The 16,711-nt window shown below is 60.3% G+C and carries 17 protein-coding genes and 1 pseudogene; 6 read left to right on the top strand and 12 right to left on the bottom strand.

The genetic code is table 11. The features are described 5' to 3' along the window. From HJB83_RS10655 to HJB83_RS10645, 3 genes are all read right to left on the bottom strand, one after another. The gene (locus HJB83_RS10655; protein WP_221131829.1) at positions 1 to 675 is read right to left on the bottom strand and encodes a GntR family transcriptional regulator; all 675 of its coding nucleotides are present in this window, start codon (positions 673 to 675) and stop codon (positions 1 to 3) included. Positions 676 to 735: 60 nt separating this feature from the next. Next, entirely contained in the window at positions 736 to 1,404 is a 669-nt protein-coding gene (locus HJB83_RS10650) for a GntR family transcriptional regulator (protein WP_207585483.1), read from the bottom strand. A 290-nt stretch (positions 1,405 to 1,694) separates the two neighbouring features. Beyond that, on the bottom strand, positions 1,695 to 2,096 hold the full coding sequence (locus tag HJB83_RS10645; RefSeq protein ID WP_246762887.1) for a hypothetical protein: 402 nt from the start codon (positions 2,094 to 2,096) through the stop codon (positions 1,695 to 1,697). 416 nt (positions 2,097 to 2,512) lie between these two features. On the opposite strand from HJB83_RS10645, the gene HJB83_RS10640 reads away from it, so the two are divergent. Next, positions 2,513 to 3,343 carry an MBL fold metallo-hydrolase gene (locus HJB83_RS10640; RefSeq protein ID WP_207585482.1) on the top strand — a complete coding sequence of 277 codons (831 nt, stop codon included), beginning with the start codon at positions 2,513 to 2,515 and terminating at the stop codon, positions 3,341 to 3,343. A 72-nt stretch (positions 3,344 to 3,415) separates the two neighbouring features. Here the strand turns inward: HJB83_RS10640 and HJB83_RS10635 are convergent, their stop codons facing one another. Both HJB83_RS10635 and HJB83_RS10630 read right to left on the bottom strand, forming a co-directional pair. Then, positions 3,416 to 4,360, bottom strand: a complete 945-nt coding sequence (locus tag HJB83_RS10635) for a dienelactone hydrolase (protein ID WP_207585481.1) — start codon at positions 4,358 to 4,360, stop codon at positions 3,416 to 3,418. 39 nt (positions 4,361 to 4,399) lie between these two features. Beyond that, the gene (locus HJB83_RS10630; protein ID WP_221131828.1) at positions 4,400 to 5,158 is read right to left on the bottom strand and encodes an SDR family oxidoreductase; all 759 of its coding nucleotides are present in this window, start codon (positions 5,156 to 5,158) and stop codon (positions 4,400 to 4,402) included. Positions 5,159 to 5,256: 98 nt separating this feature from the next. Between HJB83_RS10630 and HJB83_RS10625 the strand changes: the two genes are divergently transcribed. Together HJB83_RS10625 and HJB83_RS34705 are read left to right on the top strand one after the other, a co-directional pair. Beyond that, entirely contained in the window at positions 5,257 to 6,156 is a 900-nt protein-coding gene (locus tag HJB83_RS10625) for an AraC family transcriptional regulator (protein WP_221131827.1), read from the top strand. A 171-nt stretch (positions 6,157 to 6,327) separates the two neighbouring features. Further along, positions 6,328 to 6,606, top strand: a pseudogene (locus HJB83_RS34705) (Tn3 family transposase); the annotation flags it as partial. On the opposite strand, the gene HJB83_RS10615 reads toward HJB83_RS34705, so the two are convergent. Then, positions 6,563 to 6,838 carry a hypothetical protein gene (locus HJB83_RS10615; RefSeq protein WP_221131959.1) on the bottom strand — a complete coding sequence of 92 codons (276 nt, stop codon included), beginning with the start codon at positions 6,836 to 6,838 and terminating at the stop codon, positions 6,563 to 6,565. The pseudogene HJB83_RS34705 and the gene HJB83_RS10615 sit on opposite strands and share 44 nt — an antisense overlap. Between HJB83_RS10615 and HJB83_RS10610 the strand changes: the two genes are divergently transcribed. Then, positions 6,755 to 7,129 carry a GFA family protein gene (locus HJB83_RS10610; RefSeq protein WP_221115624.1) on the top strand — a complete coding sequence of 125 codons (375 nt, stop codon included), beginning with the start codon at positions 6,755 to 6,757 and terminating at the stop codon, positions 7,127 to 7,129. The two genes, HJB83_RS10615 and HJB83_RS10610, sit on opposite strands and share 84 nt — an antisense overlap. Before the next feature lie 75 nt (positions 7,130 to 7,204). Here the strand turns inward: HJB83_RS10610 and HJB83_RS10605 are convergent, their stop codons facing one another. Both HJB83_RS10605 and HJB83_RS10600 read right to left on the bottom strand, forming a co-directional pair. Next, on the bottom strand, positions 7,205 to 7,957 hold the full coding sequence (locus tag HJB83_RS10605) for a polysaccharide deacetylase family protein (protein WP_221115623.1): 753 nt from the start codon (positions 7,955 to 7,957) through the stop codon (positions 7,205 to 7,207). Further along, a complete protein-coding gene (locus tag HJB83_RS10600; protein WP_207585476.1) occupies positions 7,954 to 9,048 on the bottom strand; it encodes a glycosyltransferase family 4 protein in 1,095 nt (364 codons plus the stop codon). Before HJB83_RS10600 ends, HJB83_RS10605 begins: the two co-directional genes overlap by 4 nt. A gap of 180 nt (positions 9,049 to 9,228) precedes the next feature. Here HJB83_RS10600 and HJB83_RS10595 point away from each other — a divergent pair, with 180 nt between their 5' ends. Together HJB83_RS10595 and HJB83_RS10590 are read left to right on the top strand one after the other, a co-directional pair. Beyond that, a complete protein-coding gene (locus HJB83_RS10595; RefSeq protein ID WP_221131826.1) occupies positions 9,229 to 10,947 on the top strand; it encodes an adenylate/guanylate cyclase domain-containing protein in 1,719 nt (572 codons plus the stop codon). Beyond that, entirely contained in the window at positions 10,947 to 11,831 is an 885-nt protein-coding gene (locus HJB83_RS10590; RefSeq protein WP_207585474.1) for an FkbM family methyltransferase, read from the top strand. The genes HJB83_RS10595 and HJB83_RS10590 overlap by 1 nt, the downstream gene beginning before the upstream one ends. 116 nt (positions 11,832 to 11,947) lie before the next feature. On the opposite strand, the gene HJB83_RS10585 is transcribed toward HJB83_RS10590, so the two are convergent. The 4 genes from HJB83_RS10585 to HJB83_RS10570 form a co-directional block, all read right to left on the bottom strand. Then, positions 11,948 to 13,018: a lipocalin-like domain-containing protein gene (locus HJB83_RS10585; RefSeq protein ID WP_207585473.1), complete on the bottom strand. Its 1,071-nt coding sequence runs from the start codon at positions 13,016 to 13,018 to the stop codon at positions 11,948 to 11,950. After that, on the bottom strand, positions 13,008 to 15,416 hold the full coding sequence (locus tag HJB83_RS10580) for an ABC transporter permease (protein WP_221131825.1): 2,409 nt from the start codon (positions 15,414 to 15,416) through the stop codon (positions 13,008 to 13,010). The genes HJB83_RS10585 and HJB83_RS10580 overlap by 11 nt, the downstream gene beginning before the upstream one ends. After that, positions 15,413 to 16,072, bottom strand: coding sequence for an ABC transporter ATP-binding protein (locus tag HJB83_RS10575; protein ID WP_207585621.1), 660 nt, complete (start codon positions 16,070 to 16,072; stop codon positions 15,413 to 15,415). Before HJB83_RS10575 ends, HJB83_RS10580 begins: the two co-directional genes overlap by 4 nt. Positions 16,073 to 16,297: 225 nt before the next feature. Further along, the gene (locus tag HJB83_RS10570) at positions 16,298 to 16,636 is read right to left on the bottom strand and encodes a hypothetical protein (RefSeq protein WP_221131824.1); all 339 of its coding nucleotides are present in this window, start codon (positions 16,634 to 16,636) and stop codon (positions 16,298 to 16,300) included. Between the last annotated feature and the right edge of the window lie 75 nt (positions 16,637 to 16,711).

Here is a 16,711-nt window from a genome sequence, read left to right as displayed (position 1 = left end):
TCAGAGAATGCGGCCGCTCTTCAGCACATGCTCTACGCCGCTTTGTACATGCCGTCTGACCACCTCGGTCGCGCCGGCGACGTCACGTTGAATGGACAGTTCGAACAAAAGCCTGTGGTCATCGACAACAGGCTTTCCGCGAAAGCTTTCGGCCAGCATATGGTAACGAAGGAAGCGGTCGAACACCGACGACAATGTCGCCATCAGCGTCGCTGAATTGCAGGCCGAGACGATCGCCTGATGGAACTCCCAATCGTATCGGACCCAGTCGACCGTGCGCGAGACGTCGCCCGCCAGCAGCTTGCGCTCAGCGGCAGCCAGCCGGTGATGGGCAGCGACGATGCGCCCTTCCCATTCGAGATTTCCGGCTGCGAATGCAAGGCCGATCGCATGCATTTCAAGAACGATCCTCAGGTCGGCAAGCTCCAGCAACTCCCGCCGCGAAGCAGGGCTCACTTCAAAACCACGCTGCCCCTCGGCGACGACGAGGTTCTCCGTGGTCAGGCGGCTCAGAATTTCGCGCAGCGACGAAATGCCGATCGAGTAGCGCTCCTTTGCCTGCTCCAGTTTGATCTTGGCCCCCGGCGCCAATATGCCTGATATGATATCCTCGCGGATCTGCCGGAAGACGACATCGCTTACTGTTTCAGCCGGGTCGTGGACTTGCTTGAGCATGGCTTTTCCTGGTTTCGCCGAGAAGTGTGATGGCCTTAAATCTTGAAAAGACCTCCGTTGTTATTTCAATGTCCCTTTGGCCAGCGCATGTTCCACCCCGCCCTGGATATGAAACGCAAGCACTCGCTTGGCCGTCTCTGCATCCCGTCGCAGGGCCGCATCCAGAAGCTGCTGGTGTTCATCGGCGGCGACGTCACCCCGGTAGGACAAAGCGACCATCTGATACCTTAGATATTTGTCGAAGATCCCCGAGTGGGTCTGCATCAGCAGTTTCGACCCGCATGCGGAAATCAAGGCCTGGTGGAATTCCCAATCATAGCGCTTCCAGTCCTCGGCCCTGCTGGTGTCGCCGGTTGCCATCACCTGCTCCATCCGCGCCAATTTGTAGTGGGCCGATACCAGCGGCGCCTCCCATTCCACGTCTCCATGCGCGAATGACTGCTCCAAGGCATGCGTCTCGAGCAGAAGCCGCATTGCCGCCGTCTCCTTGAGGTCGGAGACGGATACCGGAGAAACTTCAAACCCCTTCTGTCCCTCGGCAACGACCAGACCCTCGGAGGAGAGCCGGTTCAGCACCTCTCTGAGCGTACTGATGCTGGTATCGTAGGCCTCCTTCAGGCTTTCCAGTCTCAATTTTTGCCCGGGCGCCAGCCGCCCGAAAATGATGTCGGCCCGAATGCGCCGGTAGCTGCTCTCGGCGATGGTCTCGTTTACAACAGGCTGGAGCATCACGAGTCTCTTATATTTCTCATATCATCTGATATATCGCTTTTCGGCAATGCCAAGCAAGGAAGCATTCACGCAATACCGAACCCAATTTTCTCATACGATGGAGGTTTCCGCGGACACTGAATGTGCGCGGATCCACATACCCCTTTAGTTTGGTCAGGCTTGCGCTCTCCATTCGGTCACAGATGCGAGTCACACCGACCTCGGCGGAGATGCCTGTCGTGTCCAGCCTCAGGAATTGCGGCGGCAGAAATCAACGCCCGCTGGATGATCCAACAATTGTCGGCGGTTTATGCACTTTCTGGCAAATGCACAGGAAGATAGCTCAGGGGAACAAGCTGGGTATCGAGATCGGGACCTTCCCATTGGCCTGGGTCATAGAAAATGCCGTTATCAGCGTCATACAGGATAAAGTGGTCTCCTTCGACATGGACGACCGCCACCCCGATGACGTCACTCCAGCTCTCCACCTTGCGTACCTCGCCAATACGCCACCCCAACTCGCTTAGGACACAGCTTAGTTCTTTCCACGTGGTGTAATGATTGGTCTGTGCTCCCCAATCGATCATGCCGGCAAGTTGGCCGTAGGGTCTGCCGGTGAGCATCTGCAAGACAAAAACGCCGCAACCATCATCCCGCGGGCGTTGCGTTACAAATTGAAAGCGGACCTTGGCGGGGTTGGGTTGCGCCAATGCTCAGTTCTCCAATTCATTCGGTAGTGCCCGCTCAACCGGGCGATGAGCGCGGGACGACTGGCAAAAACAGCTTCCATTGCGCGGGGTGCTTGATTTCTCGGGCGTGGAATTCGTGATGCTGGCAGGCTGAATTCTGGCGCGAGGTGACAGCAATTGTTTTTTCAATCGTGCGCAACCATCTAATAGGCATGACTTACGGGAAAATGTCCCCGCCCAGCAGCCCGTTTACCGAAAACCAACCATACTGGCTTGCTTTCCGGCGCAAAAGCCGATTGCTTAGGAAAATCTACTCCTTCTTCCGCTAGCGGTTAGGAGAATGAGAGGGGCACAGGCAAACCCGTGGAATTCTACTGCTTCGCATCGGGATAAACTATGATTACGATGGCGATGCGGGAAGGCCGGTTTGAAGAACGATGACGACAGAACTGTTTCAGGTAAAATTTTGGGGCGTCCGGGGCAGTATTCCCGTATCGGGCCCCGAGTTCGACCGCTACGGCGGTAATACGTCCTGCATCGAAATTCGCTGCGGAAAACATCGGATGATCTTCGACGCGGGCTCCGGCCTGCGCGAGGCGGGGCTGTCATTGCTCGCCGACGGCGTCAGCGACGTCGATCTGTTCTTCAGCCATTGCCATTACGACCACATCATCGGCCTGCCGTTTTTCAAGGCGATCTATTATCCCTCGATCAACGTCAACATCTGGTCCGGCCATCTCGACGGCAAGATGAGCACGCGGGAAATGGTCGAGCAGTTCATCAGCCCGCCCTGGTTTCCGGTCAAGACCGACATCTGTCAGGCGACGATGAACTTCCGAGATTTCCATTCCGGACAGGTGCTGACGCCTCACGAGGGCATCGAGATCAAGACCTTCATGCTCAACCACCCGGGCGGCGCCATCGGCTACCGCATCGAATGGCAGGGCCGTTCGGTCGCACTGATCTATGATATCGAGCATATTCCAGGCGCTTACGACCCGGTCTCGCTGGAGATGATGAAGGGTGCCGATCTCGTCGTCTACGACTGCACCTACAATGAAGACGAGATGCAGCGTTTCAAGGGCTTCGGCCATTCGACCTGGGAGCATGGCACCGAGCTTGCAAAGATAGCCGGCGCCAAACGTTTCGCCCTGTTCCACCACGCGCCATCCCGCACCGACGAACAGCTGGCGCAGATGGAAACGCAGGCGCAGGCCGCATTCCCTGAATCCTTTGCCGCCCGCGACAACCAGATCGTGGTGATCTAGGTGCGCAAGAACACCCCTTCCGCTTCAGCAGCCAGAAGGTGACTTGCTAGCAGCCGGGGCGCCGGATGTGGCTTAGTGTGTACGGCGCGTAACGTGCCCAATCGGAGCCGCAAGACCCTCAAGCGCGCCGCACGCGCCAACCCACGCATGTTCATCGACTGCAAGTGCCGTCTGAAGCCAGGCGAGGGTCAAACGTTTCGTGGCTTCCAGTACATCTGGAGCCTCGGTTTCGGTCTCGCGCGCGTCAAGGCCGGCAATCCCGCCAAGCCCGTGTCCAACCTCGCGCAACATCAACAGTGCCTCCGCGCCCGGGCCATCCTGAAAAGCATCCGCATGCCATTCGGGACCGCGCGGGGTGAAATGCGGATCATCCTGATCACCACAGACAACAAGGCTGAGGGTTGTCAGACTGGAAAAATCCACATCGAAGAAGGGAAACCGGCTTGCGTTCTCCTCGGTCATGTCCTTTCCGCCGCGCCCAGGAGCAGCCAGCAGAATTCCCGCCGAAATTCGAGGATCGGAAAAATCCTCACCGTCCACGCGCGCGCCCAACAGAAGCCCAACGGTGTGGCCGCCAAAGGAATGACCGGCCGCCGCGATTCGGGAATGATCCAGCCGCCCGGAGACAGCGGGCGCCTGATGTTCCACCTCAACCAATTGCTCGATGACCGCCTTCAGCTCCTCCACGCGCTCGCGCCAGAAGAAAGGCGCGCCAGGTGCGCCTGCAGGCAAACCGCCGACGCGCGAGCTTGCATGCGTTGGCTGAATGACAGCGAAACCGCGTTCCGCCCAAAACTGAGCCAATGGAGCGTAGCCGTCCTTCGATGGAAGGTAATTTGAGGGGCCGAAACCGTGCGAAACGAGCACAATGGGCAGGTGGCTGCCCGTTGCAGGTGCGGTTAAACGCAGTTCAAGCGGCTGGCGGCCTTCCATTGGCAAACGGATTGGGGTGTAGGCTACAGTGAGAGTGGCATCAGGCGTGGGAATGTGGCTGGCGAGATTGATCAGATTGTTCATGGTCGAATATCCTGAGCTTGGGTTTCCGAGTAGTCGCCTTCACGCCACAGGATGACCTGTCTCGCGGAACCAGGTCTGCGCATCCGCCCCGGCAGGGCTCCGCATCGGCGCGTCCGGCTCCGTTACGGCACGCCAGACGGCCTGGGCCACATCTTCCGGCGTCGTCACCTCGGTCCCCGTGCGCAAGGCCGTGAGATAGTCGTGAACGAATGCGCTGTAAGGTTGGGGGATCTCCATTCCCACGCGTGCCACTGCATTCTTCCCGAAGGCGGTCGTCGGAGCCGAGCCGGGCAGCACCAGCCGCGTGCGCACGCCGAAGAGCGCGGCCTCAAGGGCAAGGCTTTCGGTGAAAGCGTTCAAAGCCGCCTTACTGGCGCTATAAATGGATAGTGCAGGCAGCGGCTTGATGGTGACGCTGGAACTGACATTCACGATGACGCCCGCACCTCGTACCCGCATCTGCGGAAGGACCGCTTTGGTCAGCGCGATCGCGCCGAAGACATTTGTTTCGAAGAGGTCGCGGACATTCGACATCTCAGCGCCTTCCAGCACGTTCAGCATGCCAACACCGGCATTGTTGACCAGAGCATCGATCGGCCCGGCGGTTTCGACAGCCCTTATGATGCTTTCCGCATTGGTAACATCCAACGCAATCACTCTAAGGCTTTCAGTATCCGGTAGCAGGTCGGTCCGCGGGGTGCGCATGGTCGCGGCCACGTCCCATCCAGCCTGAAGGAAGGTGTGCGCGATGGCGAGCCCGAATCCGGAAGAGCAACCGGTGACGAGGATCTTTGGCATGTGTCTGTCTCCTGACGATTACGCTGCCAAGAGATGGACTACTTGTACCGGACTATCTATATTCGTTTGTCCGAATTCGTTTAGCACAAGTCCAATTCATGACCGACCCAATTGCAGAAGTCGTTTCCCTGCTGAAGCCAATCCCGTCGATATCCAAATTGGTGACAGGCGGCGGCCGCTGGCTCGTCGAGCGCACTGAGCTCGGAAGCCCCTTCTATTGCGCCGTGGTCGAAGGGTGTTGTCGGATGACCATCACAGGTGGTGAGCCGATGCTGCTGACGGCCGCTGACTTCGTGCTGGTTCCGGAAGTCTTCTCGTTCACAATGAGCAGCTTGGAACCACCGCATCGCGGAGCGCTTGCGCAGCGTCTTGAGACTAGTCCGGGTGTATTCCGGTTGGGAGACCCTGATGCGCCGGCCGAGATCAAGGCAATGGTTGGACATTGTGCTTTCGGCTCGGATGACAAGGCTCTTCTCGTCTCGCTATTGCCGGAGGTCATTCATGTCCACGGTGAAGACCGCCTAACCATGCTGGTCCGGATGATAAACGACGAAACGCGACACGACCGGACTGCCCGAGAAATGGTGCTTCGCCGGTTGTTGGAGGTGATGTTGATTGAGGCGTTACGCTCAACGAGCGGTACGGCTGCGCCACCGGGCCTCTTGCGCGGCATGGCCGATCCGCAGCTGGCGCCCACATTGCGCCGGATTCACGAACATCCAGGTCGCAGTATAACCGTGGAAGCGCTGGCGCAGGATTCAGCCATGTCACGTTCAACTTTCTTTGAGCGGTTCCGGAGAGAGGTTGGTGTAGCCCCCATGGAATACGCAACTGGCTGGCGGATGGCACTGGCAAAGCAACTCCTTCGCAGTGATGTTGCAACCGCAGAGATTGCACAACGCGTTGGCTATGGCTCGGCAAGCGCGTTTAGCGTGGCATTTAGCCGGCACGTGGGAACATCGCCCGGGGCCTATGCGCGATCAAATCCTCTTGGGTAACGGGTAGCTCGATCGCGAAGGCGCGGGCAGACCGGTTTTGGGCTTCCCCTGCCGATATAAAGGTCGGAACTGTTCCTGGTGACACGCGGCTTTATCAACCAAAGACAGCGAGTGCTGATTTGACGATAATCCCACCATCCGGACGTCTTTGACGGCCGGTAGCGGCGCGAAAAACTCAAACGCGCCTTCCACAAGCGTGGCGAAATCCGTGACCGGTCCTTCGGCAGCCAGGCATTCTGCGCCTCGGCCCTCAAATCTGGTCGTCAGCGCCCATCGTCCCCTGGAACGCCGTCTATCTCAGCCGGGCGACAGCCCATCTGCGCCAGCAGGGCCGAACATCCCCGACGATCTGCTCAAACAGGTCTCGCCGCTCAGTTGGGCGCATATAACCTCACCGGCATCTACTTCAGGCCATTGCCGCCTCCAGGCAGAATCCTCCGGGCTGCGTGATGTTCACAATACGTTCGATCTTAGCGCCGGATTTTGAACTGCTCTTGTCCTGCCCCCAGCGCGCTGCAGGCCGCTTTCGCGCTAACGGAACAGATGCCGGTCCTGACCGTTTCCTCGGCATCGCAAGATCGATGAAGCGGATATCCCTATGACCAACCTTTCCGGAAAGTGCCTTTGCGGGCAGGTGCACATCTCTGTTGGCGGCGAACCCATTCGCGTTGGAATCTGTCATTGCATGGACTGCAGGAAGGAAAGCGGTTCGGCCTTTACCTTCTACGGGATCTGGCCCGCCGGCCAGTTTGAGCATTCTGGGGAAACCGGCGAATTCCAAGGCCGGCATTTCTGCAGCGGCTGTGGTTCGCGGCTATTTTCCGTCGATGACGAGGAGGCAGAAATCAAGCTCGGCATTCTGTCCGAAGCCCCGACGCCCCTGGTGCCCGGCTACGAACTCTGGATCAAGCGCCGCGAACCGTGGCTGCGGCCGGTGGAGGGCGCCGAGCAGTTCGAGGAAGACCGTAGATGAGCGGGGCCATCGGAGGCCTTCCGATGGCCAGCCTCGTCCGGCATCGCCGGATCATCGTCGCAGGCGTCGAGACTCTCACCGCTTGAGAAGCGCCGATGCCGCCGACCAGTGGACGGCAGGATGTCGGCCTGTCGCCGCGAATAAGGCTGACAGAAAGTTCCATGCGGCCGCGTCGTGCACCAGATGGTGGGTGAGCACGCCGATCGGCTCGTCGCTGCCGGCAAACCGGTCGTCAAGCTCGGCCACCAGCTCGGCCACCAATTCCGCCTCGCTGCGTCCGCCGCGCGTGCCGTGCCAATCGATGATGTCGACATGGGTGTTGAGAAGCGGCACCGGGCCGTCCTGCTGTGCCCGCCCATAAACCGAAAGTGCCGTAAACCCAAGCGCGGGCAATGCCGGGATGAGGGCGGCATCGATCCGGTTCCACGGCGGCACCAGCACCGGCAGGAAACGGGTGGGATGGAGCCGCTGCAGCAACCGCAGCCCTTCGCCCAATTCGCCGAGCACGACGTCTGCCGGCCGATCGCCGCCGAGTTCCTGCTTCTTGCCCTCCGGCCTCGCATGGTTCGTATGCGACCAGCCATGCACGGCGACAGTGACGCCTGCTTCCCCCGCCAGCCGCGCGGCCAATGCCCCGCCGGTCAGGCCGGGAATGACGGCAAGCGTCAGCGGCACCGCGCTCTCGCCCGTCAGCGCCAGCTGCATCTCCAACGCCAGCGTCGGCTCGACGGCATCGTCATCCCGCAGCCAGAAGCGGGCTACGCGGCCGGCGGCTTGCCAGCGGTCAAGCTCGCGGCGCAGCGGCTCCCAGATCGTCTTGTCGGTCATCGCCTTACTCCTGTTGCAGCATTGTCCTGCAAAATTCCGTCCAATATCTCAGCCGCCCTCGCCAGCGAGCGTTGCCCGAGCACGAAGCGCCGCGCCGCCTTCCCCACGGCGTCGCGCCTCTCCCCGTCGTCGAGCAGGGCAGCGATGGCCGCGGCATAGGCGGCGAGGTCGCCATCCGGCGTCAGCAGGCCGGTCACCCCGGCCTCGACCACATCAGGCACCCCCGCCGTTTCCTGCGCCACGACCGGCAGGCCGGCGGCCTGGGCTTCCAGATAGGCAAGACCATAGGCCTCGCCGCAGCCGGGCCAGACATAGATACCGCCGCGTCCAAGCAATTCGGCGATATCGGCCGCGTCCCGCTCGCCCAGCCATTCGATGCGGTCCGTGGAAAAACCGGCAAACAGCGCCTGAACCGCGTGGCGCATCGGCCCATCGCCGATGACTGCAAGCGTCCACGGCCGGTCTTCGATCAGCAGCAGCGCTTTTGCAAGCATCGTATAACTCTCCATCTTGTCACCCGCACGCATCATCGCCACCACCATCAGCCGCAGCGGATCGGGCGCCGGTGAGACCCTCTCGAACAGCCCCGTGTCGATGAAGGGTTGGAGACCGGCAAGACGCGCCTGCGGAAAGGCGGCCGAAAGCCCGGCCCGGTCACGCGCGGTGAAGCTGATATTGACTGCTGCCTGCAGGATCGCCTCGCCGACTGACTTCTGCACGCCTGCCCAGCCGGTCCTGTCGCGTTTGCCCGCATAGGAGGCTTCGACGGTGACATAGGGGATGACCAATTCGGCTGAAATCACCGGCCCGAACGGGTCGGGCGATTTGTAATAGGGGTGGTAGCAGAACCACAGCTCGGGTCGCGGCGCCGAAGTCCATTTTTCCCGCAGCCGCTGCAGTTCGGTACGGATCGCCGGTTCGAGCGCCGCTGCCGCCTCGGGTGTCGCGGCATAGGTGCGGAATTCTGAAATGATCTCGACTTCATGGCCGGCGTGCTCCAGCGCCCGGATCAACAGCCGCGCCATCAGCCGGTCGCCTGACGGCACCGGATGGTTCGGCGATTTCATCGGCGCGTAGAAAGCCACCCGCATGCACAACCCTCACGTAAGGACACACTGTTTCCAACCGGCATGCCCGGTGGCGAAACTCCGCTATTGTCCATTTCTCTAAAACTTGCGCATAAGCATATGGAATGTGATGGCGATGGAAGCAATTCCGCCTCTTTCTCAATTTCTATGGGCCTGCGGTTGCATCGGCAAGAACGGGAATGCATGACGACGGTCTCGGCCACAGGGATTTTTTCGGAGCGTACGATCAGAAGGGCGAGACTTGGTTCCGGCCTCGTCATGTTCATTTTCGTCCTGCTGCATTTGTCGAACCATGCGATCGGTTTGATTTCAGTCTCCGCCGCCGATAAAGCCGCCCGCCTGTTCATGGCGATCTGGCGCAATCCCGTCGGGACGACCATCTTCTATTCGTCGGTTCTGATCCACATCGCGCTGGTGCTGCGCGCCATCTATATGCGCCGCAGCCTGGTGATGCCAAAGGGCGAAATGGCGCAGATTGTGCTCGGCCTTCTGATCCCGCTGCTGCTCATCGATCACGTCATCGGCACGCGCATCGCCCATGAGCTCTATGGCTATATCGATGATTACGAGACGGTCGTCGGGTCGCTGTGGATCAGGGCTCCGGGGAATGGTCTGCGGCAGGCGCTCGGTGTCGTCGCAGTCTGGATCCATGGCTGCATCGGCCTGCATTTCTGGCTGCGCTACCGCCCCTGGTACCCGAGTTTCGCGCCGCTGCTGCTGGCGCTGGCGATCCTCGTGCCCGTGCTCTCGCTGCTCGGCTTCGTCGAAATGGGCCGGACGCTCGCCGACCCCTCCTATCAGCAGGCGATTGCCAACAGCCCCTACAAAGCGACCGTCAACACCCGTTACGCCTCGAACCCGGAGGTTATCCGTCAGGTCTCGACGATCCGCGCCGGCCTCTACGGCGCTTTCTCGGCCTCGCTGCTGATCGTCGTCGCCGCCCGCGCCCGGCGCAAGCTGAAGGAGCGGCTCGACCAGGTGGCGGTGCATTATCCGGGCGGCGAGGTGATCCGCGTGCCGCGCGGCTTCTCGGTGCTGGAAGCAAGCCGGCTCGGCGGCCTGCCGCATTATGCCGTCTGCGGCGGCAAGGGCCAGTGCTCCACCTGCCGCGTGCAGATCCTCGGCGATTACGGGAACCTGCCGGTCCCCGACAAGATGGAACAGACGACGCTGAGGCGTATCAATGCCGGCCCGGATGTGCGGCTCGCCTGCCAGCTTCGCCCGAACCGCGATGTCGCGGTGGCGCCGCTGCTCGTGCCGGCGCTCGAAGCGGCCCTTCCCGCCAACAGCCAGGAGACGAGCCCCGGCCGCGAGCGCGAGATCGCCGTGCTCTTCGTCGATATCCGCCATTTCACCACGCTGACGGAAACGCGCCTGCCCTTCGACGTCGTTTTCCTGCTGAACCGCTATTTTGCCATCATCGGCAAGGCGGTGGAGCAGGCGGGCGGCCGGCTCGACAAGTTCATCGGCGACGGCGCCATGGCGCTCTTCGGCCTCAATACCCAGCCGGAGGAAGCTTGCCGCCAGGCGCTCAGCGCTGCCGCGGCGATCGTCGCCGAGATCGAGAAACTCGCCGCAGAGCTCGCCGACGAACTGGCGCTGCCGCTGCGCATCGCGATCGGCATTCACACCGGCCCGGCCGTCGTCGGCACGATGGGCTATGGCCGGGTGCGCAGCCTGACGGCGATCGGCGATACCGTCAATGTGGCGAGTCGGCTGGAAAGTGCTGCCAAGGAGTTCGAAGCGGCGATCGTCATCTCCGAACCGGTGGCGGCCCTCTCCGGCGCCGATCTCGCCGGCATCGAAAGCCGTGAAATCAGCGTGCGCGGCCGGGCTCTGCCCTTGAAAGTCTACGTCATTCCGAGAGAGAAAGCGGCAGAACCGCTCGAAGGAAGAGACTGATGCCCGGCAAACCGTGGCTCACCGCCAAATATTGGAGCCGCCGACTGCGCAAGGCGCGCAATGCCGCCGCCTCGCGCCTCTTCGACACCCGCTTCGGCCGCCGCCTGCTGATCGAGACTATCGGCCCGCGCGTCGTCTCGATGACGGTCGATGCCGGCGACCATCTGATGACTTTTTCGCCGTCGGACTATATCGGCCGCAAGGTCTTCCGGAAGGGCCATTTCGAGCGCGACGCCGTCGACCGGCTGATCGTCATCCTGCGCGAGCGCGGCCTCTTGCGAAAGGATGCGACGCTGCTCGAGATCGGCGGCAATATCGGCACCCAGACCGTCTACTTTGCCTTGAGCGGCACTTACGCCCATATCGTCAGCATCGAGCCCGATCCGCGCAATTTCCCGCTGCTTGCCCTCAACATCCGCCAGAACCGGCTGGAGGAAAAGGTCCGCCTCGTCAACTGCGCCGCCGGCGAGAGTGAAGGCGAGATCGACTTTTTTCTCAACCGCAACAATCACGGCAAGAGCAGCGCCATCCGCCAAAGCTCGACGGACAAGAAGATCATCGTGCCGGTGAAACCGGTTCCCGAGATCCTCGCCGGCCTTTCGATCGACCCAGCCGAAATTGGCCTCGTTTGGATGGATATCGAGGGTTACGAACCGGTCGCCTGCCGCTCAATGCAGCCACTGCTTGCCCGCCGGGTGCCGCTCTATATGGAGTTCACCCCGCTCTTCTACGGAGCGGAGGGAACCAAAGCCTTCACAACGATGCTGTCCGGCTTCTATGAGGATTGCGTCGTCATCTTCGAGGACCGCGAGCAAGAGATGAAGGTTTGCGACCTGCCGGGCGATTACGATCAGTACAACGTGCTGTTTCTGCCGACCACGTGACTTCCTGCACGACGTGGAGCACTGAAAGAGTGCAAGTCGGAGGCGAGCGGACGGTCGCTCGCCTGGCGAAGACAGCTAACCGGAAAAATCTCGTCAACGATGAGAGAGGTGAGTGCTTAATACCCGGTCATTTCGAGATATCCGACACCTGACGTGGTGCCCGTGAAGTTTACCGGCCCTTCCCAATAAGGCGTCGAAGTCGCCATCCAGGACTGGTCGTTCAACGGTTTGGTCGTGATATCGAGTGACTTACCCGGCACGCGGATACGCCACTCTACCGGCATCTGGTGCCCATTGACCGTTGCCTCTCGTGTTGGCTCCAACTGAACGTCGTCTTGCGACAGAGGTGTGGTTTGCCCATCCGCGGATATCCAGTTTGCGGAGATGAACCCGTCCATGTTGTCACGCAGGCGAAAAGCCATCAGCTTATCGCCGGATTCCATATGCAGTGAGAACCAGTCCCAGCCTGTTTGATTGGACGCAAGCGGCTGCGACGACCACTCTCGATCCAGCCAAGCCTCACCCGTGACATCAACCGGCGCCCCGGAGATCGAAATAGCGCCTGAGACCTCATAGAAAGGCTGCGAGTAGTAATAACTCGCCTGCCCGTCAGCCGACTTCACGGAAAAGCCGTTGTCGCCCTGCAGCACCAGCGGGCCGTCAGCCTTGAGGTGCAAGCCATAGCTGAAATCCGGGCCGTTTGCGGAGAGCGAAAGGTTGCCAAGAGCAAGCGAGCCTGCTCCATCAGCAGCTGTCGTCTGCCAGTCGTCGATCCACGCCCGAAACGGCATTGACTCAACGCCCGCTTGTCCAACTCCTCCCCGGCCAAAGCGCTCCGCGACATACTGGTGGGTTTGAGTGGTGATAGCCGCATGTCCGATCCAGACCTGCGGATCCGCGAAGCCTTCTTTGTTTCCCGGGGCCAGTGCGGATCGGAAGAGCGTCCATTGCGCGCCGTACTGCTTTTTATCCTCGCCTGTGAGGTTGGCAGTCACATACCACCATTCAATCCGGTAATCAGGATGAGCGCCGTGATCGGCGGGAAACGAGAGAGTGCCGCCATGTTTCGGGATCGCAAATCCCTGCGCATCTGACCCCAGCCCGGCAAAGCCCTGTGCGAAGGCATGTGCGCTTGCGCAGCTCATAACAACAGCCATCAGGACAACTGCCTGCATTCTAACGTTCATTGGCAAAGATCCTCAACAGATCGACCGGATTGACCGAGGCCAGACGCCGAACGGGAACCAACACCGACAGCAATGATGCCAGGAGGGCGATTGCTCCCAGCCGAAGCCAGTCCATTGGAAACACCATCATTGGCAACCGCCATCCAAAGGCCTCGACGTTCACAATCGCCAGCAGCACCCAGGCCAGGGCGAGACCAACCGGGATCGCCGCCAGAAATGTTGCAAGCCAGAGCGCAAGTGTTCGCGCCACTTCATAGAGCGCCAAGTTTCGTCGCCGCACGCCCATTGCCCATAACGGCGCGAGCTGAGGAAGCCGAATACCTGACAGCGTCAAAAGACTTGAGAACATGGCAAATCCTGCCACAGCTAGCGTGAGGACGTTCAGCGCACCCGTCACCTTGAATGTCTGGTCGAAGATGGCTCTCGATTGTCGCTTGAGGGAGGCCTGGTCAACGATCGCGGTATCCGGCAGACCGAAATCTTCTACCAGCTGACGCTTAAGATCCGAGGCTCGCTCGGGAGGCACTCGGACGCCGTAACGAAGTTTGGGTACATCGGGATAGTGATCGACCAGGCCATTGATCCCCACGATCACTTGACCATTTGGATTGCCATAGTCCGAATACACGCCGACGACAGTCGCGCTCCAGCCACCAGGCATCACCAATGGCTGGCCGATCTTAGCTTCGCCGCGACGCCACATCTGCTCATTGATCAGAGCGCCCTGCCCCGCGGCGACCTTTTCCCAGACCTCCTTGTCTGAAGCAATCAAGGGCCAATGCTCACGATAGGTGGGATCATCCGCAACGCCGAAAATCTGGATCTGCTCACCGAAGACTTCACCGTCGACGCTCCAGATTGGAAGGACTGCTGTCGCGCGCTGCGGAAGCCACGCCCGTAGCCGGGCAGCTTGATCCTCATCCTTGGCAGTCACGTAAAGTTCTGCGGCCAGGCGTTGATCCAGCCACCCGATAAACGTCAACCGGAAACTGGCAACCATCGTGCCGACGCCGATGTTCGCCGACAATGCGAGCAGCAGAGCAATCAAAGCCAGCGACAAGCCAGGGAGTTGCATGCGGGTGTCTGCCCAGAACCATTCTACCAGGGCGCTTCCTGCCAATCGATGAGATGCGGTCAGGATGAGGGCAAGAAGTCCAGGTAACATAAGAGCTGTTCCGAGCAGCAGGCAGCCCAGCACCGCAAAGCCCGCCACGAGGCCGGATGCCGTGATCGCAACGACGACGGCCACGACAAGCAAAACTCCGCCAGCTCCGGCCTGATAAGCCAGTGATCTGGCCGACTCTCTTGCCCACGCCCGCGGTTGAGCGGCAGCCAAGATCGGCAGCTTCCAAACCCGCCAAAGGCTCTGCGCTGACGAGACAGCGGTTCCGCCAAGGGCAATCGCCAGTCCCGCCAACCACCACTCCGGCCGAATGGAAAGCGAACCCGATATATTGGCACCATACAAGCCCCGGAGCGTGGCAGCCACACCCGGCATTAGCAGCGAAGCGATCATGTATCCAAGGATGACGCCGATCAAACCCGATACCAGCGCGAGCACCGAGAGTTCGGCCACAAGCATGAGGGACAGCGCCCGAAGAGAGACACCAAGGGACCGCAGCGTTCGGAAGGTGCCACGACGCTGCTCGAAGGTCAGGCCTGTGGCCGAATAAACGATGAAAAGCCCAACGACGAATGAGAGAAAGCCGAAAGCAGTCAGGTTGAGATGGAAACTATCGGTAATGCGGGCAACGTCTGGCTGGTCAGCCGGTTCGCGAATCGTCAGTCCGGGTGCAATCCGGTCGAGAGCTTGGGCTTTGAGCTCTTGATTGGCAGCAACCACCAGGCGGTCAATCCTCCCGTACTTTTCGAGCAACCTGTCGGCGACGGATATATCGACGAAGGCGGCGCCATCGGGGACATTGTCGTCGACTTTGACAGGCATGTCCGGGCCCCCGCGCAGCCGTTCGGCGGTCGCGCTCGATACCAGAAGCTGTCCGCCGGCTGAAAAGAAGCCCGAGAGATCCGAGCCGCTGACGATCGCCGCACCCGGAGTGTCCCTTGGCATCGTCAGAGGTTCGATGCCAACCAGCCTTATTCGCGTGGTTCCAAGACGGTAAATTCCCTCAATGACCGGCGAAACATGCAAACCCGCTCGACGCAGGTTTCCATAGATTTCGGTCGTGATACCGCCACCGTTGTTGGCGACGATCTGTCGAAGACTGCCCTGCTCCAAAACGGATGACGCCCGTGCGTAACTTGCCCTGGCCTCGGCGTTGATTGCCTGGACACCAGACCAAAGAGCCGTAGCGAGCGCAATTCCCATTACCAGGGTGAGCAACTGAAGCGGTTTTCGGCGCCAATGAGAAAGAAGCGCTGCGAACGCGACAACCTTCATCCGACAATCTTCCCGCCGCGAAGGACCACTGTTCGGTCCAGACGCTCTGCAAGCCTCGCAGAGTGAGTGACAAGCAGGAGAGCCGATCCCGCTGTCCGCGCCAGACTGACCATCAGGTCAAGGACGACATCCCCGGACTGCTCATCTAGATTGCCCGTTGGTTCGTCGGCGAGAATGAGTGGCGGTCGAGCGGCCAAGGTTCGTCCGATTGCGACGCGCTGCTGTTGCCCTCCAGAAAGCTGCTCGGGGTATCTTGCGGTGTAATCGCCCAGCCCCAATCTATCGACCAACTCTTTTTCCCAAGCGCGGTCGTACCGGTTCGCGAGTTTGGCGTGGAATGAGATATTGGCCGCGACAGCCAGTGACGGAATGAGATTGAACTGTTGGAAGATGAGTCCGACCTTGGTCCTGCGGTAATGTGCGCGTTCGTTTTCACTGAATTGCTTAAGATCTCGGCCGTTCATGACGACGGAGCCACCATCTGCATGGTCCAGCCCTCCCGCCAGATGCAGCAGCGTACTTTTGCCACTGCCGGACTCTCCCGTCAGGGCGACGCTTTCGGCAGCCGCTACGTCCAGATCGACGCCCCTCAGTATCTCAATCGGGCCTTCGGCGGTCGAATAGGATTTTTTGACGCCGGACAGCGTTAGGATCATCATGAACTCTGGAAGCGGCATTGATCGGCGCGTTATCCTCAACTAGGTGAGGTTCTCCTTCACGACAAGGTCCGAAAACCGGCTGATCGATGATAGTTCCTCGCCGCCAGAGCCCTCCAAAGTTCTCGAAGAATGGATCGCAGCGGTCTTCGCTGGCACCGTCGTCCTTCAAGCTCTCGTATCGCCCATAAATTCGGGCACGAGCATGGTAGCTCTACGGCGATTTCATTGGCCAACTTCAATGGAAACGAAGCCCTCTTCGGTATCGCCATCAGTCGTCGGTGTGCTCCACCTGAGCGTACAATTGCCTGGCCGCAGCCTGTCGCGAGTAGAAACAATGACCTCTCCTTGAGCAGGGCCTTCCTTGGCGCCTGCGCAGGCGACCAGATGGTTCCGTTCATCGCGCAGCTCGAAGACAGAGCGGGACAAATCGATCTGATAGGAAAAGGACAGTGAGACGTCAGAGCCTGTTACAGGCAAGATCTGGGCAACACCTGCAAAGGCGGCATGCGGCACCAGCGAGACACCGGCAATGATTGCCCAGATCGTAATTCTCCGCAGCATGGGCGATATCCTCAGAGCTAAGAGATTGAATGCGCAACCAAGCCACCGGGTTCCAGGCGGCAAAGGTCGCGCACG

The organism is Rhizobium sp. NZLR11 (assembly GCF_019685115.1).
GTDB lineage: Bacteria > Pseudomonadota > Alphaproteobacteria > Rhizobiales > Rhizobiaceae > Rhizobium.
Note: the sequence above shows the minus strand (reverse complement) of the source record. Positions and strands in the feature narration are given on the sequence as shown.